The following is a 24814-nucleotide window of genomic DNA, read 5'->3' on the forward strand; positions in this document are numbered from 1 at the left end:
GGTCCAGAACGCAGGAACGCCCCGTCCCCCGGCTTGTGCGGGGCCCGGGGCGTCATGCGCTGCGAGCGGACGTCAGTTGATGACGGCCAGCACGTCGCGGGCGGAGAGGATGAGGTAGTCCTCACCGTTGTACTTGACCTCGGTGCCGCCGTACTTCGAGTAGATGACGACGTCGCCGACGTTCACGTCCAGCGGGACGCGGTTGCCCTTGTCGTCGATCCGGCCCGGGCCCACGGCCAGAACCTTGCCCTCCTGGGGCTTCTCCTTGGCGGTGTCGGGGATGACGAGGCCGGAAGCGGTCGTCTCCTCGGCCTCGCTCGTCTGGACAACGATCTTGTCCTCGAGCGGCTTGATGTTCACGCTCACCGGGTTGACCTCCACGGTCGTCGAAAGCGTTGGCAGGATGTGGTTACGGCTCTACCACCCCCGCCGTCGCGGGTGCCGGGGCTGTCGGGCCGTGCGATTAGCACTCTAGCCACGGGAGTGCCAGCCGTGCAACCAGGGTCCACCCGAAGGGCGATATCCCCGTCTCCCGGGCAGGTCGGACGCGCCCCTTACCCCCGGCGTGGGTTTCTGGTTAGGTTCTCACCTCTGGCACCTGCACCCTGGGGGTTCATGCCCATGTCCCGCCCCGTTCCGAGAACGGCGGCCGTAGCCGCCGCCGTCGCTCTCCTCTCCGGCCTGGCCGCTGCTCCGGCCCAGGCCGACACCACCGGCCAGCGGCAGCGCGACTTCGCCGCCGCCGCGAGTGAGTTCGGTGTTCCGCAGAACGTCCTGCTCGGCGTCTCCTACCTCGAGTCGCGGTGGGACTTCAACGCCGGCACGCCGAGCACCTCCGCCGGGTACGGCCCGATGCACCTCACCGACCTGCGCGAAGCCGGCACCGGTGGCACGCACCACGACGAGGGGGCCGAAGACCCGCGCGGCGACGACGCACGCCCCGCGCGGCACCCGCAGGCCGGGCCCGCCACCCCGCCGCCCACGCTGCAGACCGTCGACGAGGCCGCGCGGCTCCTCGGCACCGACGCGGCGACCGTGCGCACCGATCCCACCCAGAACATCCGGGGCGGCGCCGCCCTGCTCGCGAAGTACCAGCGGGAGCTCGGCGCCCAGGACTGGTACGGCGCCGTCGCGCGGTACAGCGGCTCCGCCGACCAGGCTGCCGCGCAGACCTTCGCCGACGAGGTGTTCGAGACCATCAAGTCCGGGACCGCCCGGACGACCGACGACGGCCAGCAGGTCACGCTGAGCCCGACGCCGGACCTGGCCCTCCCGCAGCACGCCGAAACGGCGGCCGCGAACGTCGAGTGCCCGAAGCGGGTCGCCTGCGAGTCGGTCCCCGCGCCGTACCAGGAGCTGCCGAAGGACGACTACGGCAACCACGACCTCGCCGACCGGCCGAACAGCCAGAAGATCGACCACATCGTCATCCACGACACCGAGGGCTACTGGAACAACGTCCTCGACCTCGTCCAGGACCCGACGTACGTGAGCTGGCACTACACCATCCGCTCGGCCGACGGCCTGATCGCGCAGCACGTGCCGACCAAGGACGTCGCCTGGCACGCCGGCAACTGGTACGTCAACGCGAAGTCGATCGGCATCGAGCACGAGGGCTTCGCCGCGAAGGGCACCTGGTACACCGAGGCCATGTACCGCTCGAGCGCGAAGCTCGTCGGCTACCTCTCGCGCAAGTACGGCATCCCGCTCGACCGGGCGCACATCATCGGCCACGACAACGTGCCGGGCACGACCCCCGCGACGATCCGGGGCATGCACTGGGACCCGGGCCCCTACTGGGACTGGTCGCACTACTTCGACCTGATGGGCGCGCCGCTCGGCGGGTTCGGCCTGCCCGGCTCGTCGCTGGTCACCATCGACCCGGACTTCGCGAAGAACCAGCCCGCGTTCACCGGCTGCGACGGCCCCGGCACCGCCTGCGTGCGGCGCGGCTCGGAGGCCGTCGTGCTGCACTCGCAGCCCGACGAGGCGTCCCCGCTGCTGGTCGACGTCGGCCTGCACCCGACGGGCGCGGCGTCCACGATGGAGGTCTCCGACGTCGGCAGCCGCGCGGCGACCGGGCAGCGGTACGCCGTCGCCGGCGTCAGCGGCGACTGGACGGCGATCTGGTACCTGGGGCAGAAGGGCTGGTTCCACAACCCGCGCAACGCCCGGGTCGCGAAGCCCGCGATCGGCTGGGTCGTGACGCCGAAGCCCGGCGTCACGTCGGTGCCGGTGTTCGGGCGCGCCTACCCCGAGCCGGAGGCCTACCCGGCCACCGTGCCGGTGCAGGCGATCGCGCCGCTGCCGTACACGTTGCTCGCCGGCCAGAAGTACTCGTCGGGCGGCACGGTCGGCTCGGAGTACTACTCGGCGACCACGTTCGACCCGGCGAACCACGTGGTGGTGAAGGGCAAGCTCAAGTACGTCCAGATCCAGTTCGGGCACCGGATCGCGTTCGTCAAGGCGGACGACGTCCGGATCGTCCCGGCGTTCTGACGCACCGGGGTGGAGGCCGCGCGTCGAGCGCGGCCTCCACTCAGGTATCGCAGAACCGGTATCGACGAACTGCCCGGCACGCGAACGCGCGACGCTAGAGCGAAACCACCTCGACCGACAACGCCGGGTTCGCGCTGAACTCCAGCGGTGCCGTCGGGCGCTTCGCCGCCACCACGTGCGCGCCCAGTGCCGCGATCATCGCGCCGTTGTCCGTGCACAGGCGCGGGCGCGGGACCCGCAGCTCGATGCCCGCCGCCGCGCAGCGCTCCGCCGCCAGCTCCTTCAGCCGGGAGTTCGCCGCCACGCCGCCGGAAATCACTATGGTGCCGATCCCCTGCTCCTTGGCCGCGCGGATCGCTTTCGCGGTCAGCACATCGGCGACGGCCTCCTGGAACGAAGCCGCGACGTCGTCCACCGGGATTTCCCCGCCGCGGCGAGCGGTGCCTTCGACCCAGCGCGCGACCGCCGTCTTCAAGCCGGAGAAGGAAAAGTCGAACTTCGCGTCGCGCGGGCCCGTCATGCCGCGGGGGAACGCGATCGCCGTCGGGTCGCCGTTCTTGGCCGCCTTGTCGATCGGCGGGCCACCCGGGTACGGCAGGCCGAGGACGCGGGCCACCTTGTCGTAGGCCTCGCCGGCCGCGTCGTCCACAGTGGACCCGAGTTCGGTGATCGAAGACGCGATGTCGTCGACGCGCAGCAGCTGCGTGTGGCCGCCCGAGACCAGCAGGGCCAGGCACGGCACCGGCAACGGCCCGTGCTGCAGCGTGTCGACCGCGATGTGCCCGGCCAGGTGGTTGACGCCGTACAGCGGCACGTCCAGCGCCGTCGCGTACGCCTTCGCCGCGGAGACGCCGACGAGCAGCGCGCCCGCCAGTCCCGGTCCCGCCGTCACCGCGATGGCGTCCACATCGGACAGTGAGAGACCCGCTGTGGCGAACGCCCGCTCGACCGTCGGGACCATCGCTTCGAGGTGGGCGCGGCTGGCGACCTCGGGCACCACGCCGCCGAAGCGGGCGTGCTGCTCGACGCTGGAGGCCACCTCGTCCGCGAGCAGCTCGACCGTGCCGTCGTCGTGCAGCCGGACCAGGCCGACGCCGGTCTCGTCGCACGAGCTTTCGATGCCCATGATGATGCGGGCCATCAGCGCGTCACCCCGTCTCGGGTCCGCGCCGGGCGGACCATCGTGTACGCGTCGGCGCCGGAAGGCTGGTAGTAGCGCTTCCGGATGCCGAGCCGTTCGAAGCCGTGGCGCTCGTACAGGGCGAGCGCGGTGGTGTTGTCCGTGCGGACCTCGAGGAAGACCGGCGCCTCGAACTCGTCGGCGCGGGTCAGCAGCGCCTGCAGCAGCGCCTTGCCGATGCCCTGGCCCTGGTGTTCGGGCGCGACGCCGATGGTGTGGACGGTCGCCTCGTACTCGCCGCGGCGGCGGCCGACGACGGCCAGCCCGGCGTAGCCGAGCAGTTCGTCGCCCTCGTCCGGGCGCGCGGCGAGGTAGAAGTTGCCCACGTCCAGTTCGGAGTGGAAGGCGCGGGCGCTCCACGGGTCGTCGCCGGGGAACAGGATCTTCTCGATCTCCACGCACCGGGCGATGTCCATGCGGCGCAAGGGCTCGAGTCTCACGGAGCGGTCACCCGTTTCGGCGCGGCGGGCTCGGCCGCGTCGGGACGGCGCAGGTAGAGCGGCGTCAGCGGGGCGGGCGGTTCCTTCGCGAGCAAGGCGCTCCGAGCGACCTTCACCAGCCCGGCGGGCGACGGGAAGCGCGGCTCGATCGGCCGGACGTCGAGGGTGGCGGCGTAGAGGAGGGCGCCGTCCCCGGCCGCCACCTCGACGTCGGTCTCGAGGTCGGCGGGCCGCTGGACGTGCGGGCCGTCGGTGCGCCGCCCCGCGGCGTCGTAGGCGGCCCAGTAGACCTCGCGACGCCGGGCGTCGGTCAGGACGAGGAAAGCGTTGTCACCCGGTGCGACGTCGGCGGCCAGCGCGTCGAGGCTGCAGACCGGGTACACCGGGATGCCGAGGGCGTGGCCGAGCGCGGCGGCCGTGGCCATCCCGGCGCGCAGGCCGGTGAACGGCCCGGGGCCGACGCCGGCGACGATCGCGTCGAGGTCCTTGAGGGTCACCCCGGCGGCCTCGGCGGCGGCCAGCGCGTGCGGCGTGATCAGCTCTCCGTGGGCGCGGGGGTCGACCGTGACGCGGTCACCGCGCGTCTCCACCGAATCGCCGTCCAGCGCGACGACGCCCGCGGTCACCGCCGGGGTCGAGGTATCGATCGCCAGTACCAACACGGTGTCCCAGCCTACGACCAGCGCCTTCGGCTGGTTGCTGCAGGGGACGGATCCGCACGGTAACGTGCGACTGGAGTCCGACACTGGGAGGTCCCCGCGGTGCCCGACCCGTTGTTCCCCACGCTCGTCGCCGGCGCCGCGAAGGAAGCCCTGCGCTTCGGCGACCACACCCTGACCTACGACGACCTCGCCGCTGTCGCCGGCGGTCTCGCCCGCGAGCTGCCACCCGGCCGGGTCGCGGTGTGGGCGACGCCGACCGTGCACACGAGCGTCGCGGTCGTCGCCGCGCTGCTCGCCGGGGTGCCGGCGGTGCCGCTCAACCCCAAGATCGGCGAACGCGAGCTCGCCCACATCCTCGCCGACAGCGAACCCGCGCTCGTCCTGGCCGAGCCGGGCGTCGAGCTGCCCGCCGGGCTCGCGGGCCTGCCGCGCCGCGACATCCCGCTCACCGGCGAGGGCACGTCCATCCCGGACGAACCGGACCCCGAGTCCCCCGCCTTGATCGTCTACACCTCGGGCACCACCGGCCCGCCGAAGGGCGTCGTGCTCCCCCGCCGGGCGCTCGCGACCACACTGGACGCCCTGGAGGACGCCTGGGGCTGGACCGACGCGGACACCCTGGTGCACGCGCTGCCCCTGTTCCACGTGCACGGGCTGATCCTCGGCATCCTCGGCCCGCTGCGCCGCGGCGGTTCGGTGCGCCACCTCGGCCGGTTCTCGACCGACGGCGTCGCGCGGGAGCTGACGGCCGGGGCGACGATGCTGTTCGGCGTCCCGACGATGTACCACCGCATCGCCGGCGAGGTCGGTGCGGACCCCGCGCTGGTGGAGGCGCTCAAGGGCGCGCGGCTGCTGGTCTCCGGGTCGGCGGCCCTGCCGGTGCACGACCACCAGCGGATCACCGCGGCCACGGGCCAGCAGGTCGTCGAGCGCTACGGCATGACCGAGACGCTGATGAACACCAGCGTCCGCGCGGACGGCGAGCGCAAGCCCGGCACGGTCGGCGTGCCGTTGCGCGGGGTGGAGCTGCGGCTGGTCGGCGACGCGGGCGAGGTGCTCGACGACGTCGAAACCGTCGGCGAGATCCAGGTCCGCGGCCCCAACCTGTTCACCGAGTACCTCAACCGGCCGGACGCGACCGCGGCCGCGTTCGACGACGGCTGGTTCCGCACCGGCGACATGGCGACGCGCGACGCCGACGGGTACGTCCGGATCGTCGGGCGCAAGGCGACCGACCTGATCAAGAGCGGAGGGTACAAGATCGGCGCGGGCGAGATCGAGAACGCGCTGCTCGAACACCCGCAAGTCGCCGAAGCGGCCGTCACCGGCGAGCCGGACGACGATCTCGGCGAGCGGGTCGTCGCGTGGATCGTGCCGGACGGCGAGCCTCCGTCGGCCGAAGAGCTCGCCGACCACGTCGCCCGGCTGCTCGCGCCGCACAAGCGCCCACGGGTCGTCCGGTTCCTGGACGCGTTGCCGCGCAACGACATGGGCAAGGTCGTGAAGCGGGCACTCGGTGCCTAGGCTGCCGGCGCGCGAGATCCTCGGCGCCATCGCGCGCGGCTTCGCGGAGTTCGCCACCCCGCTGCGCGACGAGCCCGCGGACGGCCCGATCGGCTGGCCGGGCTACCGCGAAGCGCGCACCGCCGCGGAAGAACGCACCGGCGAAAAGGAGTCGGTCCTCTGCGGGACGGCGAAGATCGGCGACGTCGAAGCCGTGCTGATCGCCTTCGAGTTCGGGTTCCTCGGCGGCTCGCTCGGGCAGCGCACCGGCGACCGGATCGAAGCGGCGTTCGCGCACGCCCGCGACGTGCGGCTGCCGGTGGTGTCGCTGATCGCGACCGGCGGCAGCCGGATGCAGCAGGGCATGCGGGCGTTGATGCAGCTGCAGCGGGTCGCGCGGGCGTCGGCGTTGACGCGTTCGGTGGGCGTCCCGCAGATCTCGGTGCTGCGCGACCCGACGACCGGCGGCGGCTGGGCGACGCTCGGTGCGGGCGCCGACGTCATCCTCGCGCTGCCGGAAGCGCAGGTCGGCTTCGCGGGCTCGCGGGTGCGCCCGGCGGGCTCGCCGGAGGCGTACACCGCGGAGGCGCATTTCGGCTGGGGTCAGGTCGACGCCGTGGTGGCACCGGAGGAACTCGGCGCGGCGCTGGAACGGTGGCTGCGGCTGCTGACCGCGCATTCGTCGGCCGCGGCTCCGCCGCCGTCCGCGCTGCGGGCCGTTTCGGTGCCTTCGACGGGCTGGGAGGCGGTCCAGGCGGCGCGGTCACCATCGCGGGCGCGGGCGCCGGAGTACCTCGACGCGTACTTCGACTGGCGGGAGGACGTCAGCGGCGACCGCGTCGGCGGCACGGATCCCGGTGTCGCGTGCGGCTTCGGCTGGCGCGACGGGCGGACGATCGCGTACGCGGCCCAGTGCGGCACGCCGACGTTGCCCTCGGGCTTCCGGACGGCGGCCCGGCTGGTGCGGCTGGCGTCGCGCCTGGGCATCCCGGTGCTGACGCTGGTCGACACCCCGGGCGCGGCGAACGACGCGGCGGCGGAGCAGGCGGGCGCGGGCGGCGCGATCGCGGAGATGTTCGAGGCGGTCGCGACGGCCTCGGTCCCGGTGACGACGCTGGTGATCGGCGAAGGCGGCTCGGGCGGAGCGCTGGCGTTCGCCGCGGCCGGCTCGACGTGGGTGGCCCCGGACGCCTACTTCTCGGTGACGTCGCCGGAGGCCGCGGCGGCGATCCTCAAGCGCCCGGCCACGGAGGTGCCGGACATCGCCAACCAGCTGCACCTGCGGCCGCAGGACCTGGTGGACCTGGGCGTGGCGCGGGCGGTGGTGAGTCCGGCTCGCTGATCGACGTCGCGGCCGTCGGCGGCACGGTATTCCTCGATGAGGTGTTTCGGTTCATCCATCCGTGGTTGGATCTTGCGATGGGGTATCGACTCAACAGGCGAGCGGCGTTCGGTTTGGGGACCGCTGTCGCCGCTGGAAGCATTCTGGCCGGCTCTCCCGCGTTCGCGCAGGAAGCAGACATCGAGGCCAGCCCGGCCACACCGGACCGGGCCAGGCAGAAGGTGAAGCGCGTCTACGACAACGCGGCCGCTGAGGCAGGCGGCATCTGGAACTCCTACATCAGCGTGGCCGACCAGGTGGCCGTTGATGTGGCGGCCGACGAGATCGTCGAGGCGTACAGCGTCAACAAGGTGGCCGTCGCGGTCGCCTTGATGGACAAGATCGACCGTGGCCTGCTCACGCTGGACCAGCAGGTCCAGGTGCCGGAGAGCATCGTCGTGCCGGGTGGCGACGGCATCATCATCCTGGACAAGGCGTACCCGAGCGCGTTCACGCTGGGTCACGTCCTGTCGCTGTTCCTCACTGTTTCGGATGACACGTGCGTCCGGCTGGTGGGGCTCGTGGTTCCGGCGGCCGAGATCAACCAGATCCTGGTGACCAAGGGCTTCCCCAAGACCCAGGTCACGCCGGTGGCCAACCCGAACCGCTACTTCCTCGGCAAGACCACTCCGCGCGAGACCCACGACCTGCTGAAGGCGCTGCTCGCGGGGACATTGCTGAGCCCGGCGTCGACGGATTACCTGCTGTCCATCCTGCGGTCGCAGGTGGCGTTCACCGACGGTATCCGGCGTGAGATGTCGTCCGTCGATCGGGCGAGGATCGCCACGAAGGCGGGCTGGCTGAACGACGGCCGCAACGAGGCGGGAATCATGTTCGACGCCGCGGGCAAGCCGGTGTTGATCTACTCGATGTTCGCGCACGGCCAGGCGACCCCGGAGGACTTCGGGGCCACGCACCCGGTCCGGCAGGCCACCGCGAAGATGGGACCGAAGTTCCTGCGCGCGGTCGACAAGATCGCGGGCGCCGGCACCAAGGCATTCCGGGCACCGGTCTACCAGCCGTCCAACGGCGGCTGAGAGCAGCTACAGAGGGCAGCGACCACCGTGGACACAGGGCGGTCGCTGCCCTCCGGCAGTTCCGAACCCCGATTGGCACGACCCGGTGCGGACTTACGCCCGCACCAGGTCCGGAGTGCGGTCGGCCCAGGTGCCGTGCGGTTCCAGGGTCACTTCGCGGACATCGTCCTCGCGGCGGTCCAGCCGGACCACCAGGTAGTCGTCCGACAGGCGCTCCGCCGAGCCCTCGCCCCACTCGACCACGATCGCCGAGCGCTCCAGGTCCGTGTCCAGGTCCAGGTCGTCGAGCTGGGACAGGTCGCCGCCCAGGCGGTACGCGTCCACGTGGACCAGCGGCACGCCCGCGGTGCCCGCCGGGTGGACGCGGGCCAGGACGAACGTCGGGGAGCTGACTCGGCCGCCGACGCCGAGGCCGTCCGCGATGCCGCGGGTCAGCGTCGTCTTGCCCGCGCCGAGCGGCCCGGCCAGCAGGACCAGGTCGCCCGCGCGCAGCACGCGGCCGAGGGCCCGCCCGAAGTCCATTGTCTCTTCGGGCGTGGGAAACACCATGCTCAACGCTGCCACCACCAGGTTCGCCGGGACGAGGTCACGCCGTCCGCATCGGAACAGCGTTGCAGGAGATCGATCAGATGGCTGTTCACCAGCTCGGGCTGCTCGAGCTGGACCATGTGCCCGGCGCCGCGGACCCGCACCAGCTCGGCGTCGGGCAGCTCGGCCGCGATCCGCTCGGCGTGCGAGAACGGCGTGAACCGGTCCGAGTCGCCGCCGATGACCAGCACTTCCGCGTGCTTCAGGCCGGCCAGCGCCGCGTACCGGTTGTGGCTGCCGAGCGTGTCGACGAAGTTGACGAGCCCGCGCACCGGCGTCACTTCCAGCATCTCGAGCATGAAGTCGACGAGCCGCGGCGCGACGTCACGGCTGCCGAAGGCCAGCCGGCGCACCGCCTGCCGGGTCAGCTGCCCGCCCGCCGCGCGCACGAACTCCACCAGCCCCGGCTGCCAGCCCGCGAGCCCGCCGGCGGCGCGCGTCAGCGGGTTGTACTTCGAGAGCAGGGAACGCGGCAACCCGCGTGCGCCCACTTCGCCCGCCGCGGTCGCGATGAACGCGACGCCGCACACCCGGTCTTCGAAGATCTCGGGGAACTCGGCGGCCAGCTCCATGATCACCATGCCGCCCATCGAGTGCCCCATCAGCACGACCGGCCCCTCCGGGACCACGGACCGCAGCACGCAGTCCAGGTCCCGCGCCAGCTGTTCGATGGTCGACGTCTCGGTGGAAGCCGCGCCGGAAAGCCCGTGGCCGCGGTGGTCGTAGTACACCTGCCGCACGCGGGGCAGCCGCAACGACGCGAGGTCGCGGCGCTGGAAGTGCCAGCAACGCCGTGAAAGCGCAAAGCCGTGCACTCCCACGACCGTCAGTTCGGGTTCCCCGCCGTCTTCCGGGTCGATCTCCTCGACCGAGAGCGGCGTGCCGTCCTCGGCGGCGACCGTGGAAGTCCGGTCCGCCCTCAGCTCCCCCAGCGGCTCGTCCACGTACGGATCCTCACTGAGGCTTATTCTGGTTAGGCCGCCGCCGCCCACCGGCGTGCTCCTGGTCAGCGCAGAAGCCGTGTGGCGGCCGACGGCTGAATAAGCCTCACTGTGCCGACGCTGCTGCGCGGCGACGGCGATGACGGCGGCGGTCCCGGTGGCCAGGGCCCCGACCCCGCCGGCGATGGCCAGTAGTCGACGTGAAGGTGTCACGACCGCTCCCCCAGATACCGGCGCCGCACCCGCGGCCGGTACATCGAGGTCACGATCTCGTAGTCGATGGTGCCCAGCTTGTCGGCCCATTCCCGGGCGGTCGGCTCGCCGTGCGTGCCAGGGCCGAACAGGACGACCTCGTCGCCGACGGCCGGTTCGTGGTCGCCGCAGTCGACGACCAGCTGGTCCATGCAGACCCGCCCGGCGACCGGCCGCCGCCGGCCGCCGATCCAGACGTCCATGCGTCCGGACAGCGACCGCGGGACGCCGTCGGCGTACCCGGCCGGGACGAGCGCCAGATTCGTGTCCCGTGAAGCGGTCCAGGTGTGCCCGTAGGACACCGATTCGCCGGCCTCGATCCGCTTGACCAGCGCGACCGCCGACCGGAACGTCATCGCCGGGCGCAGGTCTTCGTCCTGCGGCACCGGGTTGAGCCCGTACATCGCGATGCCGGGCCGGACGACGTCGAAGTGCAGGTCCGGCCGGGTCAGCAGGGCCGCCGAGTTCGCCAGGTGCCGCATCGGGTCGAGTCCGGCGGCGCGGGCGACGTCGTAGGCGTCGGCGAACCGCTTGGCCTGCAGGTCGATCGAGGGGTGCCCGGGTTCGTCGGCGCACGCGAGGTGTGACCAGACCGCGACGGCTTCGACCCGCGGTTCGGCGGCCGCCGCTTCGACCAGTTCGGGCCAGGCGGACGGCGGGCAGCCGTTGCGGGAGAGCCCGGTGTCGATTTTGAGGTGCACACGAGCCCGGGTACCCGCTTCGGTGGCGGCCGCGATGCGGCGTAGCTCACCCAGCGAGCTGGCCGCGAGGTCGATGCCGGCCTCGATGCCCGGCGCGAAGTCGACGTCCGGGGTGTCCAGCCAGCTGAACAGCCGGGCGGTGATCCCGGCCGCGCGAAGACCCAGTGCCTCGCCGAGCGAGCAGGTGCCCAGCCAGCTCGCCCCGGCCTCGACCGCGGCGCGCGCCACCGGCAGCGCGCCGTGGCCGTAGGCGTCGGCCTTCACCACGGCCATCACCTGCGAGCCGGGCGCGCGGGCGCCCAGCAGGGTGAGGTTGTGGCGGATCGCGTCGAGGTCGATGTCGACCTGGGCGCGGGGAGAACTGGGAGTCATGACGACTCCCAGTTTCCCATGCGCCGAGGTCAGGGCAGGCGCAGCCCGGACGTGGCGGAGAACACGTGCAGCTCGTCCGGACGGATCCGCAGGTGCAGGGTGTCGCCCATGGCCGGCGGCGTGCGCGGGTCGACCCGGGCGACGACGTTGGACTTGTTGTCGGCGGCGTCGGTCTCGGCGAGCTTGCCGTAGACGTACGCGTCCGAGCCGAGCTCCTCGACCAGGTCCACCTTGATCGGCAGGGAGCCGTCCTCGGTGGCCGCGACCTCGAGGGCCTCCGGGCGGAAGCCGAGGGTCACGGTGTCGCCGTCGGCCGCGGCGATGGTCTCGCGGGTCAGCGGCACGCGCGCGCCGCCCACCTCGGCACCGTCGGCCGTGAGCTTCGCGGTCACCAGGTTCATCGCGGGCGAGCCGATGAACCCGGCCACGAAAGCGTTGGCGGGCCGGTCGTACAGGGCGCGCGGGGTGTCGCACTGCTGCAGCAGGCCGTCCGACAGCACGGCGACGCGGTCACCCATCGTCATGGCCTCGACCTGGTCGTGCGTGACGTACACGGTCGTGACCCCGAGGCGGCGCTGGAGCGCGGCGATCTGCGTACGCGTCGAAACGCGCAGCTTGGCGTCGAGGTTCGACAGCGGCTCGTCCATCAGGAAGACCTGCGGCTCGCGGACGATCGCGCGGCCCATCGCGACGCGCTGGCGCTGACCGCCGGAGAGCGCTTTCGGCTTGCGGTCGAGGTAGTCCACGATGTCGAGCAGCTTCGCCGCTTCCAGGACCTTCTGCTTGATCTCGGACGCGGGCCGCCCGGCGATCTTCAGCGCGAAGCCCATGTTCTGCGCGACCGTCATGTGCGGGTACAGCGCGTAGTTCTGGAACACCATCGCGATGTCGCGGGAACGCGGCGGCAGCTGGGTGACGTCGCGGTCGCCGATCCAGACGGCGCCGTCGTCGATGTCCTCGAGGCCGGCGAGCATGCGCAGGCTGGTCGACTTGCCGCAGCCGGACGGGCCGACCAGCACGAGGAACTCGCCGTCGGCGATCTCCAGGTCCAGCGCGTCGACCGCGGGACGCTCCGAACCCGGGTAGCGCCGGGTCGCCTTGTCGTAGGTGATGGAAGCCATCGGTCAGTCCTCTCCGAGATTCCGCCGGACCCCGTAAGCCGCTTCGCGGGCTTCGAGGTGGCGCTGCTGGATCCGGTGGCCCTCGGCGCGCTGCGCCTCGGTCGGCTCGTCCAGCTCGAGCCGGAGCTTCTGGTTTTCCTGCCAGGACGGGGGTTCCGCACTGGAAGACTGCGCCGACGAAGACAGGGCCCACGCCGCCTGCCGCGCCGCGCCGATCGCGACGTACTCGGCGACTTCGGGCAGCTGCACGGGCACGCCGAACACCAGCGGCGCGACCGCGCGGACGGCACGCGACTGCGCGCCCCCGCCGATCAGCAACACGCGCTGGACGTCGAGGCCGTGCGCGCGCACGGCGTCGAGGCCGGCGGCCAGGCCGCAGAGCATGCCTTCGACGGCACTGCGCGCGAGGTTCTCCGGGGTCATGTTGTCCCTGGTCAGCCCGGCCAGTGACCCGGTGGCGCCGGGCAGGTTCGGCGTGCGCTCGCCGTCCAGGTACGGCAGGAAGGTCAGGCCGCCGGCGCCGGGTTCGGCGGTCAGGGAGAGGCGGTCGAACTCCGAGAGCGTCGCGCCGAGCATCGCGGCCGTCGCGGTGAGGACGCGGGCGGCGTTGAGGGTGCAGGCGAGCGGGAGGAAGCGGCCGGTGGCGTCGGCGAACCCGGCGACCTCGCCGGACGCGTCGGCCGCGCCGGCTTCCGCTACGCCGAACACCGTGCCGCTGGTGCCGAGCGACACGACGACGTCGCCGGGCCGCAGTTCGAGCCCGAGCGCGGCGGCCATGTTGTCGCCGGTGCCGGCCGAGACGAGCACCCCGTCCGGGGTGTGACCGGCGGCGTCGGCCGGACCGAGCACGGTCGGCAGCTCCGGCGTCCGGCCGCCGAAGGCGTGGCTCAGGACGTCGAGGCGGTAGGCGTTGTCGGACGGCGAGAAGTAGCCGGTGCCGGACGCGTCGCCGCGGTCGGTGACCGGGTCGCCGCCGGTGAGCTTCCAGGTCAGCCAGTCGTGCGGCAGCAGCACGCGCGTCACGCGGTCGGCGAGCTCCGGCTCGTGCTCGGCCATCCAGCGCAGCTTCGTGACGGTGAAGCTGGCGACCGGCACCGAGCCGACGGACTTCGCCCAGGCCGACGGCCCGCCGAGCTCGTCGATCAGGTCGAGCGCCGCCTGCGCGGAGCGGGTGTCGTTCCACAGCAGCGCGGGCCGGACGACGTCGTTGTTTTCGTCCAGCGTGACCATGCCGTGCTGCTGACCACCGACGCCGATGGCCTTGACGCCGTCGAGCAGGCCGTTCGTCGCCTCCCGGAACGCGTCCCACCAGGCGGCGGGGCCGACCTCGGTGCCGTCGGGGTGCGGCGCGCGGCCGGTGCGGACGATCTCGCCGGTTTCGGCGTCACACACGACGACCTTGGTCGACTGGGTGGACGAGTCGATGCCGGCGACCAGTTCAGCTGTCATAGGGCTGCCCCTCTGCGACGTGTTCGACGATCTCGATCGCGGTACCGGCGTTGAGCGCGGCCTCGATCTCCTCGGTGGGCGTGGCCTGGCCCGTGATCAGCAGGTCGTAGTCACCGACGTCGCCGTGCGCGTAGGTGGCGGTGCGGCCGAACTTCGAGTGGTCGACGACCAGGACGTTGTGGTTCGCGACCTTCAGCGCGGCCTTCTTGAGCTCGGCGTAGTCGCGATCGGGGTGGAACAGGCGCCCGACGGCGACGGCGGTGACCGAGACGAACGAGACGTCGGCGCGGATGCTGTCGAGCAGGTTGATGACCTCGGGGCCGGCGCAGGAGTCGTACTCGGAGCTGTAGCGGCCCCCCGCGAGCACGACGTCGTTTTTCGGGCCGAGCAGGCGGGCGGCGTGCAGCGAGTTGGTGACGACGGTGAGGGCGTCGATCTCGGCGAGCCGCTTGACCAGCGGGAGGAGGGTGGTGGAGTCGTCGACGAAGACGGTCTGGCCGGGCTGGACGTGGTTGGCGGCCGCGTCGCCGAGGGCCTCTTTTTCGCCGTGGTGGAGGGTGTCCCGGAAGCGGGCGGCGGTCTCGATGGTGAGGGCCGGGTAGGCCTCGACCTTGCCGCGGAGCTTGCGCAGGAGCCGGCGTTCGGCCAGGTCGTCGAGGTCGCGGTGCATGGTCATCAGGCTGACCTTGAAGCGGGCGGTAAGGTCGTCGATGCGTGCTTCGCCCTCCTCGATGACGTAGTCGAGGATGTCCTGCCGCCGCTGCTCGACGACGGCGTCGGAGGGCCGGGTCTTCCGGTCTCCCGCTCCTGTGCCGCCGCTCACACGGCATTCTTACCAGATCTATCGCCCGAAGTTAACAGAGAACTCGATAAGTCTTCTCAGGACGTTAGCGAGCGGATCGACCGGATGGCCTCCGGGATCGCGTGGACCAGACCGGACGCCGAGGTCGGGGCGTTCTGCGCCGCGATTGCCCCTGCCAGCGAGTGCACGTGGGCCGCGGCCGCCGCGGCCAGCCACGGGTCCAAGCCCGCCGCCAGCACCGCTCCCACCAGGCCGGACAGCACGTCGCCCGAGCCCGCCGTCGCCAGCCAGGCTCCTCGGGGCGTGTTCACCGCGACCCGGCCGTCCGGGGCCGCGACCACCGTGACGTGCCCCTTCAGCAGCACCACGGCGTCGTACTTCTTCGCGGCTTCGCGCGCCGCCCTCACGCGGTCCGCGCCCGGCTTGCGGCCCATCAGGCGCTCGTACTCGCCCGCGTGCGGGGTCAGGACCAGCGGCGTGTCCGGGTCACGCGCGTCGAGGACCTCCGGGGACTTCGCGATGATCGTCGTCGCGTCGGCGTCCGCGCACACCGGGACGCCCTGGCCGAGCACGTGCCGCAGGACCTCGCGACCCTCCGAGCCGGTGCCGATGCCCGGGCCGACCGCCCACGACTGGACGCGGCCCGCGTCCGCCACCGTGCCGGTCGCGATGATCTCCGGCCACTGCGCCCGGACGACGTCCGCCGCGTGCCCCGCGTACCGCACCAGGCCCGAGGTCGCGCGGACGGCCGAGCCCGCGGCCAGCACCGCCGCGCCCGGGTACGTCGCCGAGCCCGCCGCGACGCCGACGACCCCCTGGCTGTACTTGTCGTCCTCCGGTCCCGGGACCGGCCACGCCGCCGCGACGTCGACGATGTCGAGCCGCCGCAGGTCGGGATCGGCCAGCTCGAGGCCGATGTCCACCAGCACGACCTCGCCGCACCACGACGGCGCCAGCGCGTGCACCGGCTTGAGCGCGCCGAAGGTCACCGTCCGGGTCGCGCGCACGGCGGGGCCGTCGACCGCGCCGGTGTCCGGGTCGACGCCGCTGGGCAGGTCGACCGCCACGATCGGCGCTTCCACGAGCTCCACGAGCCGCGCGGCGTCCGGCCGCAGCGAGCCCTTCCCGGAAATCCCGATGATCCCGTCGACCACGACGTCGGCGCGGGCGATCCACTGTGGACCGTCCGGGGCGGGCACCACGCGGCCCCCGGCCCGGCGCAACGCCGCCAACCCGGCCGGGTGCGCCTTCGAGGGACTGAGCAGGATCGCCGTGACGGCGACGCCGCGCCGACGCAGGAAGGCCCCGGCCCACAGCGCGTCACCACCGTTGTCCCCGGAGCCGACGAGCAGGACGACCCGGCGTCCGGACACCCCGCCGGTGTGGTCTTCGAGCAGGTCCGCGATCTGCACCGCGAGCCCGAAGGACGCCCGGCGCATCAGCTCGCCTTCGGGCGTGACGGCGAACGCCCGCCCCTCCGCCTCGCGAATCCGTTCCGTGGTCCAGATTCCCTGCACGGCTCGGCCCCCGCTCTTACGCTGTGTTATTCCACGGTAACGGACTTCGCCAGGTTACGCGGCTTGTCGACGTCGTACCCGCGGGCGCGGGCGATCTCCGCGGCCAGCACCTGCAGCGGCACCGTGGACACCAGCGGCTGCAGCAGCGTCGGCACCGCGGGGACCTCGATGAGCTCGTCGGCGAACGGCCGGACCGTCTCGTCGCCCTCTTCGGCGATGACGATCGTGCGGGCGCCGCGCGCCTGGATCTCGCTGATGTTCGACACCAGCTTCGAGTGCAGCACCGCGCGCCCCTTGGGCGACGGCATCACGACGACGACCGGCAGGCCCTCTTCGATCAGCGCGATCGGGCCGTGCTTGAGCTCGCCGGCGGCGAAGCCCTCGGCGTGCATGTACGCGAGTTCTTTGAGCTTCAGCGCGCCTTCGAGGGCGACCGGGAAGCCGACGTGGCGGCCGAGGAACAGGATCGCCTTCGAGTCCGCGATCCGGCGGCCGAGGTCGCGCACCTGATCCACAGTGGACAGTACCTTCTGGACGGCCGCGGGCATGGCCTCCAGCTCGGCGAACTCGCGCGCGACCTCGTCCGGGTACTTCGTGCCGCGGGCCTGCGCCAGCGCGAGGCCGACCAGGTAGTTGGCCGCGATCTGGGCGAGGAACGCCTTGGTCGACGCGACGCCGATCTCCGGCCCGGCGTGCGTGTAGAGCACGGCGTCCGACTCGCGCGGGATCTGCGCGCCGTTGGTGTTGCAGACGGCCAGGACACGCGCCTTCTGCTCGCGGGCGTGCCGGACGGCTTCGAGCGTGTCCGCCGTCTCGCCGGACTGCGAGACGGCGACGACCAGCGTGTCGCGGTCGAGGACCGGGTCGCGGTAGCGGAACTCCGACGCCAGCTCCACCTCGACCGGCAGGCGCGTCCAGTGCTCGATGGCGTACTTGGCGACCAGGCCGGAGTGGTAGGCCGACCCGCAGGCGACGACGAAGACCTTGTCGACGTCGCGGAGGTCCTGGTCGGAGATGCGCTGCTCGTCGAGGATGATCCGGCCGGACTCGAAGTGCCCGCGCAGCGTGTTGGCCAGCGCCTCGGGCTGCTCCTCGATCTCCTTGAGCATGAAGTACTCGTGGCCGCCCTTCTCGGCGGCCGACAGGTCCCAGTCCACGGTGAACGGCTTGGCCTGGGCCGCGTCGCCGTGGAAGTCCAGGACGTCGTAGCCCTCGCGGGTGATGACGACGAGCTGGTCCTGGCCGAGCTCGACGGCCTCCCGGGTGTGCTCGATGAACGCGGCGACGTCGGAGGCGACGAAGTGCTCCCCCTCGCCGACCCCGACGACCAGCGGCGAAGACCGGCGCGCGGCCACGATGGTGTCCGGGTGGTCGGCGTGCGTCACGACCAGGGTGAACGCGCCTTCGAGGCGGCGGCAGACGGCCGCCACGCTGGCGGTGAAGTCGCCCTTGGTGTCGCCTTCGGTGTACGCCCGCGCGATGAGGTGGGCGGCGGTCTCGCTGTCGGTGTCGCTGGCCATCTCGACGCCGTCGGCTTCGAGCTCGGCGCGGAGGGAGGCGAAGTTTTCGATGATGCCGTTGTGCACGACGGCAACGCGCTGCGAGGCGTCCCGGTGCGGGTGCGAGTTGCGGTCGATCGGCGCACCGTGGGTGGCCCAGCGGGTGTGCCCCATGCCGGCGGTGCCGCCGAAGTTCTCCCGGCCGACCTCGTCGAGCCGGCCTTCCAGGTTGGCGAGCCGGCCCGCCTTGCGCTCGACGGTCAGCGCACCGGCGCCGTCGAGGACCGCGACCCCGGCGGAGTCGTAACCGCGGTACTCCATCCGCCGAAGCCCACCGAGGACGACGTCCAGCGCCGGGCGGTGCCCGACATATCCCACGATTCCACACACGCGCACCAGCCTAACGAGGGACACAGACGCGGTTGACGGGGTCCAAGAAGGGCCGATGACCTGCGCGAACACCGTCCACTGTGGTCCGGACCAATGCGGATCGCCCGGCGGACCCGGAGGGCCGGGGCGCGTGCCGGGAGGGTCGGCTGGCGAACCGACCCTGCCGGTACGCGACCCGGCCGGCCGGGTACGCGACCCGGCCGGCCGGGTACGCGAGTCGGCCGGCCGGGTACGCGAGTCGGCCGGCCGGGTACGCGAGCCGGCCGGTGTCGTGGCTCCGGGCGGCACGCCGGGGCGGCGGACGAGCCCCGGCCGGGTCCGCACAGTAGGGTTCCGGCCATGGCCAGCAAGCCCAAGCAGCTGCTCGCGGAGTTGACGCACCCAGGTCCGCACGAGGTCCTGCGGGGCAACCTCGCCCTGGTCGGCCTGCCCGGCGTGGTCTTCACGCCGCGCGCCGGGCTCGGGTTGCCGGCCGTGGCCTTCGGGCACGGCTGGCTGCAGCCGCCCGATCGGTACCGGCAGCTCCTGCGCCACCTCGCGAGCTGGGGCATCGTCGCCGCCGCGCCGGCGACGCAGCGCGGGCCGCTGCCGTCGCACCGGCTGCTCGCCGCCGATCTGCTGACCACCCTCGACGTCGTCACCACCGTGCGGCTCGGCCCGGACGGCATCAGCGTCGACCCCGCCAAGCTCGGCCTCGCCGGGCACTCGACCGGTGGCGGGTCCGCCGTCCTCGCCGCCGCGCAGGACGCCGGGTCCGCGACGCCGCGGATCAAGGCGGTCGCCACCATCACCGCCGCCCAGACGCTGCCGCCGGCGACCGAGTCGGCGAAGACCATCACCGTTCCCGGCCTGCACCTCGCCGCCGAGGCCGACCTGGTCGCCCCCGCCGTCGCGCACGCCGAAGCGATCGCGGGCGCCTGGGGCGGCGACGACGTCCAGCTGCGCTTCCTCGGCAAGGCGTCGCACCTGGGCGTCACCGAGGGCAGGCACTGGTCTCAGCTGTTCCTGCACGGCAAGCCGCACCGCAAGACGCAGCAGCTCACGCGCGCGCTGTTCACGGCCTTCTTCCTGACCCACCTGACCGGCACCGACAAGTACCGGCCCCTGCTCGAGGCGGACGTCAAGCGCGCCCCCATCGAGCGGGAAGAAGAACCCGCCCGCTGAGGCGGACGGGCCCTTCCGGTCTCAGACCAGCCAGCTGGTGCTCGAGAAGTCGTCCTCGTCATCGAGCGGACGCGCGTGCCGTCCACGCCGCGGTGGCTCGGGTGCCGCGGCCGGCGGTTCCGGCGCCGGTTCCGGGCGCGGCGGGACCGCCGCGGCCGGGGTTCCGTAGTTCGGCGTCGGGTAGTTCGTGTAGCCGGTGTCCGCCTCCTCGTCGGCGACACTGAACTCCATCAGCGACTCACGGGACTTGTCGGCCAGCGTCTTCTCCGTCGCCCAGCCACCCGCGCTCTGCTTGCGCTTGTTGAGCTCGTCCATGTGTTCGGCGTACTTCTGCGCGGCCCCCATCTCCTGCTGCAGCCCGGCGCGCGCCTGCTCGGTGGCCTCGGCGACCCGGCGTTCACGCAGCCCCCGCTGCTCGTCCTGCTCCCGCGCTGCGGACTCCATCGTCGAGATCGCCGCGCGATACCGGTCTTCGGCGCTGCTCATCGCCCCTCCTCGGCCATAGTCACCGGTCGTACCGGATCGAACGGTCACCCTCGTCGTCGAGCGAGCCGCTGATCCGGCCCTTCGCGCCGCTCGTTTCGAACACGCCGCCCTCGATGCGGTACTGGCTGGGCCCGCGCTGCTGGTCGCCACCGCCACCGCCACCGCCGGGCGCGCCGCCCATGCCGCCCATCATGCCCATGCCGGACATCCCGCTCATGCCCGACGAGCTCGCGGCGGCCTGGTGCAGGCCGGGGTCGACCGGAGTGGCACCGAGCCCGCCGCCGTCGGACATCGGCAGCGACGTGTCAGTGCCGGTCTGGGCGCCCGGGTCGAGCGACACCGCAGCGGCGAAGTCCGGCGACCCGGCGCCGGTGACGGCGGAACCGAAGTCACTCGCACCGGCCGTCGTCGTCGCGTCACCGGCACTCGCGGCGGCACCGGCCCCGGCGCCCGCGTCGGCCGTCGCCACCGCGGGCTCCGCCGCGACGCCGCCCCCGCCGCCGAGGTCACCCTCGAAGCCGCCGGGTGCGCTGAACCCGCCCCCGCCCGAGGCCGCTTCGCTGCGCGTGAAGCCCGGATCGGGGTTGGCCGGCGCCGGGTCCTTCGTCAGCGCGGACTCCGCGTTCGCGTCGTGCCGGATGTCCGAGCCGGCGCCGGACGTACCGGTGGTGCCGTCGGCACCCGGCTTGGCGTCCGCCTTGAGGTCGCCGGCCTTCGGGTCGTCCTTCTCGTCCAGGGTGTAGGTGGTCGGCTCACCCTTGCCGTCGTCGACGGTCACGATCGTCGGGCCGTCCGGTCCTTCCGGCCGCTCCGCGGTGATCTTGAGGTTGCCGTCCTGGATGTGGATCTTGCCGTCCGCCCCCGGCTTGTAGGACCCGTCGGCGGACGGCTGGCCGTCCTTGACCGCCTGCTGGCTGCCCTGCGGGCCGAAGGCGGCCTTGTCCGCGCCGTCCTTGCCGTCCGCACCCTTGGCCTCGGCCTTGTCGTCGGCACCCCAGTCGAGGTGGTAGTCCTTCTTGTGGCCCTGGCCGTCGTCCACGGAGATGTCCTGCTTGCCCTGCGCATCGGGCTCGGACATCGTGATCGTGTTGTCGCCCTTCTTGACCGACACCGTGTCCGTGTCGTCCATGTCCTTGATGGCTTCGCCGGTCTTCGGGTCGATGGGGTACGGCTCGCCGGTCGCCGGGTCGACTTCGAGCGGCTTGCCGGTGACGGGGTTCGTGCCCGTCTCCGGCTTCGCGGGCTCCTCGGCCTTCGGGGGTTCGGTCGCCGACGGCGTCGTGCCGCCACCACCGGTGCCGCCACCGGTGTTGCCGCCGCCGGTGCCCCCACCGGTGTTGCCACCTTTGTCGCCACCGCCGGTGTTGCCGCCCTTGTCACCACCGCCGGTGTCGGGCTTGCTCTCGTTCTTCGCCTCGGTCAGCTGGTTGCGGTAGCCGTCCATGAACCGCGCCAGCGCGCCGAACTGCTGGTCGATGGTGTCCTTGGCGGTTTTGCAGGAGCCGTTGAAGGCGTTGATCAGGCCCTTGTACTCCTTCGAGAAGGCCCCGTCGCGCCAGTACCGGCAGACCTGGCGGCCGTATTCCTTGTTCTCGTCGTTGAAGCCGCAGTCGTCGTTCTGGAGGCGCTCGGCGAGGTTCGACGGGTTGTTGTTCTTCGCGTTGACCGCGTCGATCCAGCCGGCGACCTTCATGAAGTCGTCGAACTCCTCGGTTTCGCCGTTGGCGATCTTGAGGACGTCCTTGGCCATCGGGATGTCGGCCTCGGCGATCACCGGGCGGTGCAGCTGCAGGACCTCGTCGACCTTCTTCTTGACGGCGTCGTAGACGTGCGTCACGGTCTGCGGGATCAGCTTCGCGGCCCCGTCGATCTGCTGCGACAGCTCCTTGGCGTGCGGCTTGATCGTCTCGTCGTACTTGATCTCCGCCGCGTTGGCGCCCTTGCCCTTCCACTCCCCGAAGAGGGTCTGGAGCTCGGTGTCGCTCTTGGTCAGCGCGTCTTCGACGACCTTGTGCGCCTTGCCGAGGTCGTCGGCCTCGGTGAGGAACTTCTGGAACTGGATCCCGCGGTTCTCGTGGAACTTGTCCTTGAGGTCCTTCTGGGAATCGGTTTTCCCCTCGCCGCCCTTGATCTGGTTCCAGATCTCGTCGGTCCACTTCGCGAGCATGTCGACCGCGACGTTGCCCTGGTCGAGCAGCTCGTCGGAAGTCTTCGCGCCGGCCCCCAGCGTCGGCGTGCCGATTCCGTCGAGGTTCTTCTTCGCCTGGTCGCGCTGGTCGGTCGCGCGCTGGTGCTCCTGGTTCTTCGCCGACGCTTCCTGCTGCGCTTCCTTCAGCGCTTCGTCGACGTCGGAGGACGATCCCGGCAGCCAGTCGTTGCCGAAGAAATCGTCGGAATAACCCTCGATGTACCTCTTCGCGTACTCTTCTTCTTCATCGCTGAAGTTGAAGGTGTCCTCGCTGTACTCCTCCATGAGCTTGGTTTTCGCGTCCATGGAGACGTTCGGGTCGTCGAGGACCTTCTTGATGTCAGCCCATTCGGCCATCAGCGGTTGCCTCCGGCCTGGTTCGCCTGCGCGCCGGCGTTCGCTTCCTGCGAGGTGTACTTGGAGCCGGCCGTGCCGATCCCGCTGCCCAGGTTCATGAGGGCGTTCGACAGCCCGGTCATGCCCGCGCCGATCTCGTCGATCCCGGCCTTGTACTTGCCGAAGCTCTCCTGGTGCACGCGGCCGAAGTCCGCGGCGGCGATCTCGGTCGGCGCGACTTTCTTCGCTTCGGCCGCCGGGTCGTCGGCGGCGTCCGCAAGGCGGATCTGCGCCCGCGTCATCGCCTCCGAACTCGCTGCATACCCGTCTGGCATGGTCGCTGCCCCCTTCGATCCCACAGTCCCTGGCTCGGGTTCCAAGACTGTGACGCGCCCGGACACCGTTCGGTGCCGTCGCAGATGCACACAGAGTCTAGCGGTCGCCCGGGCGCCGGACCTGGGCTTCCGCGAAGTGCACCCGCCCGGGACCTACTCTCCGAGGCGCTGCGCCGCGACCGCCTCGGAGAGCACCTCGGCGACGCCGCGGATGTCCACCAGCCGGTCGAGCTCGTCGAGGTCGACCGAGACGCCGTAGGTCACCTCGACCCGGGAAAGCAGCTGGATCCGCTGCCGGGAGGTCATGCCGAGGTCGTCGAACGGCGTGGTGTCGGTGAGCCGTTCGGGCGGGAGCTCCAGCGCGAAGCAGATGATCCGCCGGATCTGGTCGACGTAGGTGCCCGGGTCAGCCATGCCGCTCATTCTCGCCCCACCAGCGCTCGCGGGCCGCGGCGCGGGAGACCTTGCCGCTGGAAGTCCGCGGCACCTCGCCCGGCCGCACCAGCCACAGGGCGCGCAGCGGCAGGTCGTGGCCAGCCGAGACCGCCCGCCGCACGGCCGTCTCGACCGACTCGTCCGGCGCGGTGCACCCGGCGACGACGGCGACGCCTTCGCCGCGGCCGTCCCGCACGGCAAACGCGGCGACGCGCCGGACGCTCGGGTGCGCGGCCTCGACCGTCGCCTCGATGTCCTGCGGGTAGTGGTTGCGGCCGTCGACGATGATCAGGTCCTTGAGCCGGCCGGCGACGTACAGCAGTCCGTCGTGGACGAACCCGAGGTCGCCGGTGCGCAGCCAGCCGTCCTCGGTGAAGGTGTCAGCGTCGTCCGGCCGGCCCCAGTAACCGTCGGCGACGTTGGGACCGGAGACCCAGATCTCTTCGTCGACGATGCGGATCCGCTGGCCGTACGGCCGACCGACCGACACGCGGGGCTCGCCGTCGTCGAACGTCCGCACGGTGGGGCCCTCGTCGCCCGCGCTCGTGACGAACACCGTCGCCTCGGCCAATCCGTAAGCCGGTTTCTGCGCCGCGCGCGGCAGCCCGAACGGGGCGAAGGCCCGTTCGAAGGCCTCGACGGTGGCCGCGCGGACCGGCTCGCTGCCGTTCAGCACCGAGTTCACGCGCGAGAGGTCGACGGCTTCGAGGTCCCCTGCCGCTTCGGAAGCCAGGTCGAACGCGAAGTTGGGCGCGGCGCTGATGACACCCGGGTGCTCGGCCAGCAGCCGGATCCAGCGCAGCGGGTCGCGCACGAACTCCATCGGCGTGAAGAACACCGACCGCGACCCGAGGAAGACGGGCGTGGCGATGAGCAGAACCAGGCCCATGTCGTGGAAGAACGGGACCCAGCCGGCCAGCGGGGTCGACGCGTCGGCGTGGTAGCACCGCGTGGTCTGCCAGCAGCTGGCCACCAGCGCGCGGTGCGAGATCACCGCGCCGGCGGGGCGGCGCGTCGAGCCGGAGGTGTACTGCAGGTACGCCGGATCGGTCATCGCCACCGCGGCGGGCGGCTCGGCGTCGGCGGGCTCGATGTCCTCGACGGCGAGCACGACGGCCGGCGGCGACGGGACCTTCTCCACGAGGTTCTTCGAGGTCAAGCAGGCCGTCGGGGTGGCGTCCGCGAAGGCCGACTCGATCCGGGCGCGACTCGTGCGGCCGATCGGGACGGACAGCGGCACCGCGACGCGGCCCGCGTAGAGCGTGCCGAGGAAAGCGACGACGTAGTCGAGGTCCTGCCGGGCGACGATCGCCACGCGGTCACCCGGGCGAGTGAAGCGTCGCAGCTCGCGGGCGACCCCGCGGACGCGGGCGAGCAGCCGCGGCCAGGTCAGGGTGTGGTCGGCCGGTCCCGGGAAGGTGCGGCAGGTGAACGCGGGGCGGTCCTCGGCGGCGTTGCGGAGCAGGTAGCCCGTGAGCGGCGTGGTCAGGACCTCGTCCGGGACTGCTGCGGGCGGCACGGACTCATCCTGCCCTA

The 24814-nt window shown here is 72.1% G+C and carries 22 protein-coding genes; 5 read left to right on the forward strand and 17 right to left on the reverse strand.

Translation table 11 applies throughout. The annotated features are described in order from the left end of the window. Positions 1–72: 72 nt before the first annotated feature. Positions 73–366 carry a co-chaperone GroES gene (gene groES, locus AB0M80_RS02175; protein ID WP_004559922.1) on the reverse strand — a complete coding sequence of 98 codons (294 nt, stop codon included), beginning with the start codon at positions 364–366 and terminating at the stop codon, positions 73–75. 255 nt (positions 367–621) lie between these two features. On the opposite strand from groES, the gene AB0M80_RS02180 reads away from it, so the two are divergent. Then, positions 622–2499, forward strand: a complete 1878-nt coding sequence (locus AB0M80_RS02180) for an N-acetylmuramoyl-L-alanine amidase (protein WP_364558553.1) — start codon at positions 622–624, stop codon at positions 2497–2499. 94 nt (positions 2500–2593) lie between these two features. Here AB0M80_RS02180 and tsaD read toward each other — a convergent pair whose 3' ends face one another. Genes tsaD through tsaB form a run of 3 tightly spaced genes read right to left on the reverse strand, consistent with a single transcriptional unit; the run spans position 2594 to position 4781 of the window. Next, a complete protein-coding gene (gene tsaD / locus AB0M80_RS02185; protein ID WP_364557636.1) occupies positions 2594–3640 on the reverse strand; it encodes a tRNA (adenosine(37)-N6)-threonylcarbamoyltransferase complex transferase subunit TsaD in 1047 nt (348 codons plus the stop codon). Then, the gene (gene rimI / locus AB0M80_RS02190; RefSeq protein WP_364557639.1) at positions 3640–4119 is read right to left on the reverse strand and encodes a ribosomal protein S18-alanine N-acetyltransferase; all 480 of its coding nucleotides are present in this window, start codon (positions 4117–4119) and stop codon (positions 3640–3642) included. The genes tsaD and rimI overlap by 1 nt, the downstream gene beginning before the upstream one ends. After that, positions 4116–4781, reverse strand: coding sequence for a tRNA (adenosine(37)-N6)-threonylcarbamoyltransferase complex dimerization subunit type 1 TsaB (gene tsaB, locus AB0M80_RS02195; RefSeq protein ID WP_364557642.1), 666 nt, complete (start codon positions 4779–4781; stop codon positions 4116–4118). Before tsaB ends, rimI begins: the two co-directional genes overlap by 4 nt. A gap of 99 nt (positions 4782–4880) precedes the next feature. Between tsaB and AB0M80_RS02200 the strand changes: the two genes are divergently transcribed. The 3 genes from AB0M80_RS02200 to AB0M80_RS02210 all read left to right on the forward strand — a co-directional run bounded on the left by AB0M80_RS02200 (position 4881) and on the right by AB0M80_RS02210 (position 8702). Continuing rightward, positions 4881–6305: an acyl-CoA synthetase gene (locus AB0M80_RS02200; RefSeq protein WP_364557645.1), complete on the forward strand. Its 1425-nt coding sequence runs from the start codon at positions 4881–4883 to the stop codon at positions 6303–6305. After that, positions 6298–7626, forward strand: coding sequence for a carboxyl transferase domain-containing protein (locus tag AB0M80_RS02205; protein ID WP_364557647.1), 1329 nt, complete (start codon positions 6298–6300; stop codon positions 7624–7626). The genes AB0M80_RS02200 and AB0M80_RS02205 overlap by 8 nt, the downstream gene beginning before the upstream one ends. Before the next feature lie 113 nt (positions 7627–7739). Then, the gene (locus tag AB0M80_RS02210) at positions 7740–8702 is read left to right on the forward strand and encodes a serine hydrolase (protein ID WP_364558556.1); all 963 of its coding nucleotides are present in this window, start codon (positions 7740–7742) and stop codon (positions 8700–8702) included. Positions 8703–8795: 93 nt separating this feature from the next. Here the strand turns inward: AB0M80_RS02210 and tsaE are convergent, their stop codons facing one another. Genes tsaE through glmS form a run of 8 tightly spaced genes read right to left on the reverse strand, consistent with a single transcriptional unit; the run spans position 8796 to position 18334 of the window. Further along, positions 8796–9257 (reverse strand): tRNA (adenosine(37)-N6)-threonylcarbamoyltransferase complex ATPase subunit type 1 TsaE, encoded by a 462-nt coding sequence (gene tsaE / locus AB0M80_RS02215; RefSeq protein WP_364557650.1) that lies wholly within the window; start codon positions 9255–9257, stop codon positions 8796–8798. Next, a complete protein-coding gene (locus AB0M80_RS02220; RefSeq protein WP_364557653.1) occupies positions 9254–10444 on the reverse strand; it encodes an alpha/beta hydrolase in 1191 nt (396 codons plus the stop codon). Before AB0M80_RS02220 ends, tsaE begins: the two co-directional genes overlap by 4 nt. Next, positions 10441–11556 (reverse strand): alanine racemase, encoded by a 1116-nt coding sequence (alr, locus tag AB0M80_RS02225; RefSeq protein WP_364557656.1) that lies wholly within the window; start codon positions 11554–11556, stop codon positions 10441–10443. The genes AB0M80_RS02220 and alr overlap by 4 nt, the downstream gene beginning before the upstream one ends. A gap of 29 nt (positions 11557–11585) precedes the next feature. Continuing rightward, complete coding sequence (gene ugpC / locus AB0M80_RS02230) at positions 11586–12677, reverse strand: sn-glycerol-3-phosphate ABC transporter ATP-binding protein UgpC (protein WP_364557659.1); 1092 nt, start codon at positions 12675–12677, stop codon at positions 11586–11588. Positions 12678–12680: 3 nt separating this feature from the next. Then, entirely contained in the window at positions 12681–14126 is a 1446-nt protein-coding gene (gene xylB / locus AB0M80_RS02235; RefSeq protein WP_364557660.1) for a xylulokinase, read from the reverse strand. Continuing rightward, complete coding sequence (locus AB0M80_RS02240) at positions 14116–14949, reverse strand: DeoR/GlpR family DNA-binding transcription regulator (RefSeq protein ID WP_364557663.1); 834 nt, start codon at positions 14947–14949, stop codon at positions 14116–14118. The genes xylB and AB0M80_RS02240 overlap by 11 nt, the downstream gene beginning before the upstream one ends. A 56-nt stretch (positions 14950–15005) precedes the next feature. Continuing rightward, positions 15006–16445 carry an NAD(P)H-hydrate dehydratase gene (locus tag AB0M80_RS02245; RefSeq protein WP_364557666.1) on the reverse strand — a complete coding sequence of 480 codons (1440 nt, stop codon included), beginning with the start codon at positions 16443–16445 and terminating at the stop codon, positions 15006–15008. Between the two features lie 26 nt (positions 16446–16471). Then, the gene (glmS, locus tag AB0M80_RS02250) at positions 16472–18334 is read right to left on the reverse strand and encodes a glutamine--fructose-6-phosphate transaminase (isomerizing) (RefSeq protein ID WP_364557668.1); all 1863 of its coding nucleotides are present in this window, start codon (positions 18332–18334) and stop codon (positions 16472–16474) included. A 339-nt stretch (positions 18335–18673) separates the two neighbouring features. Between glmS and AB0M80_RS02255 the strand changes: the two genes are divergently transcribed. Beyond that, positions 18674–19498, forward strand: a complete 825-nt coding sequence (locus AB0M80_RS02255; RefSeq protein ID WP_364557671.1) for an alpha/beta hydrolase — start codon at positions 18674–18676, stop codon at positions 19496–19498. A gap of 21 nt (positions 19499–19519) precedes the next feature. Here the strand turns inward: AB0M80_RS02255 and AB0M80_RS02260 are convergent, their stop codons facing one another. From AB0M80_RS02260 to AB0M80_RS02280, 5 genes are all read right to left on the reverse strand, one after another. After that, complete coding sequence (locus AB0M80_RS02260; protein ID WP_364557674.1) at positions 19520–19984, reverse strand: hypothetical protein; 465 nt, start codon at positions 19982–19984, stop codon at positions 19520–19522. A gap of 19 nt (positions 19985–20003) precedes the next feature. Continuing rightward, positions 20004–22529 carry a WXG100 family type VII secretion target gene (locus AB0M80_RS02265; RefSeq protein WP_364557677.1) on the reverse strand — a complete coding sequence of 842 codons (2526 nt, stop codon included), beginning with the start codon at positions 22527–22529 and terminating at the stop codon, positions 20004–20006. Continuing rightward, a complete protein-coding gene (locus AB0M80_RS02270) occupies positions 22529–22843 on the reverse strand; it encodes a hypothetical protein (protein ID WP_364557679.1) in 315 nt (104 codons plus the stop codon). Before AB0M80_RS02270 ends, AB0M80_RS02265 begins: the two co-directional genes overlap by 1 nt. Positions 22844–22996: 153 nt before the next feature. Continuing rightward, a complete protein-coding gene (locus tag AB0M80_RS02275; protein ID WP_364557682.1) occupies positions 22997–23257 on the reverse strand; it encodes an acyl carrier protein in 261 nt (86 codons plus the stop codon). Next, positions 23250–24797, reverse strand: coding sequence for a fatty acyl-AMP ligase (locus AB0M80_RS02280; RefSeq protein ID WP_364557684.1), 1548 nt, complete (start codon positions 24795–24797; stop codon positions 23250–23252). The genes AB0M80_RS02275 and AB0M80_RS02280 overlap by 8 nt, the downstream gene beginning before the upstream one ends. Between the last annotated feature and the right edge of the window lie 17 nt (positions 24798–24814).

This window comes from Amycolatopsis sp. NPDC051045, assembly GCF_040682955.1.
Lineage (GTDB): Bacteria > Actinomycetota > Actinomycetes > Mycobacteriales > Pseudonocardiaceae > Amycolatopsis.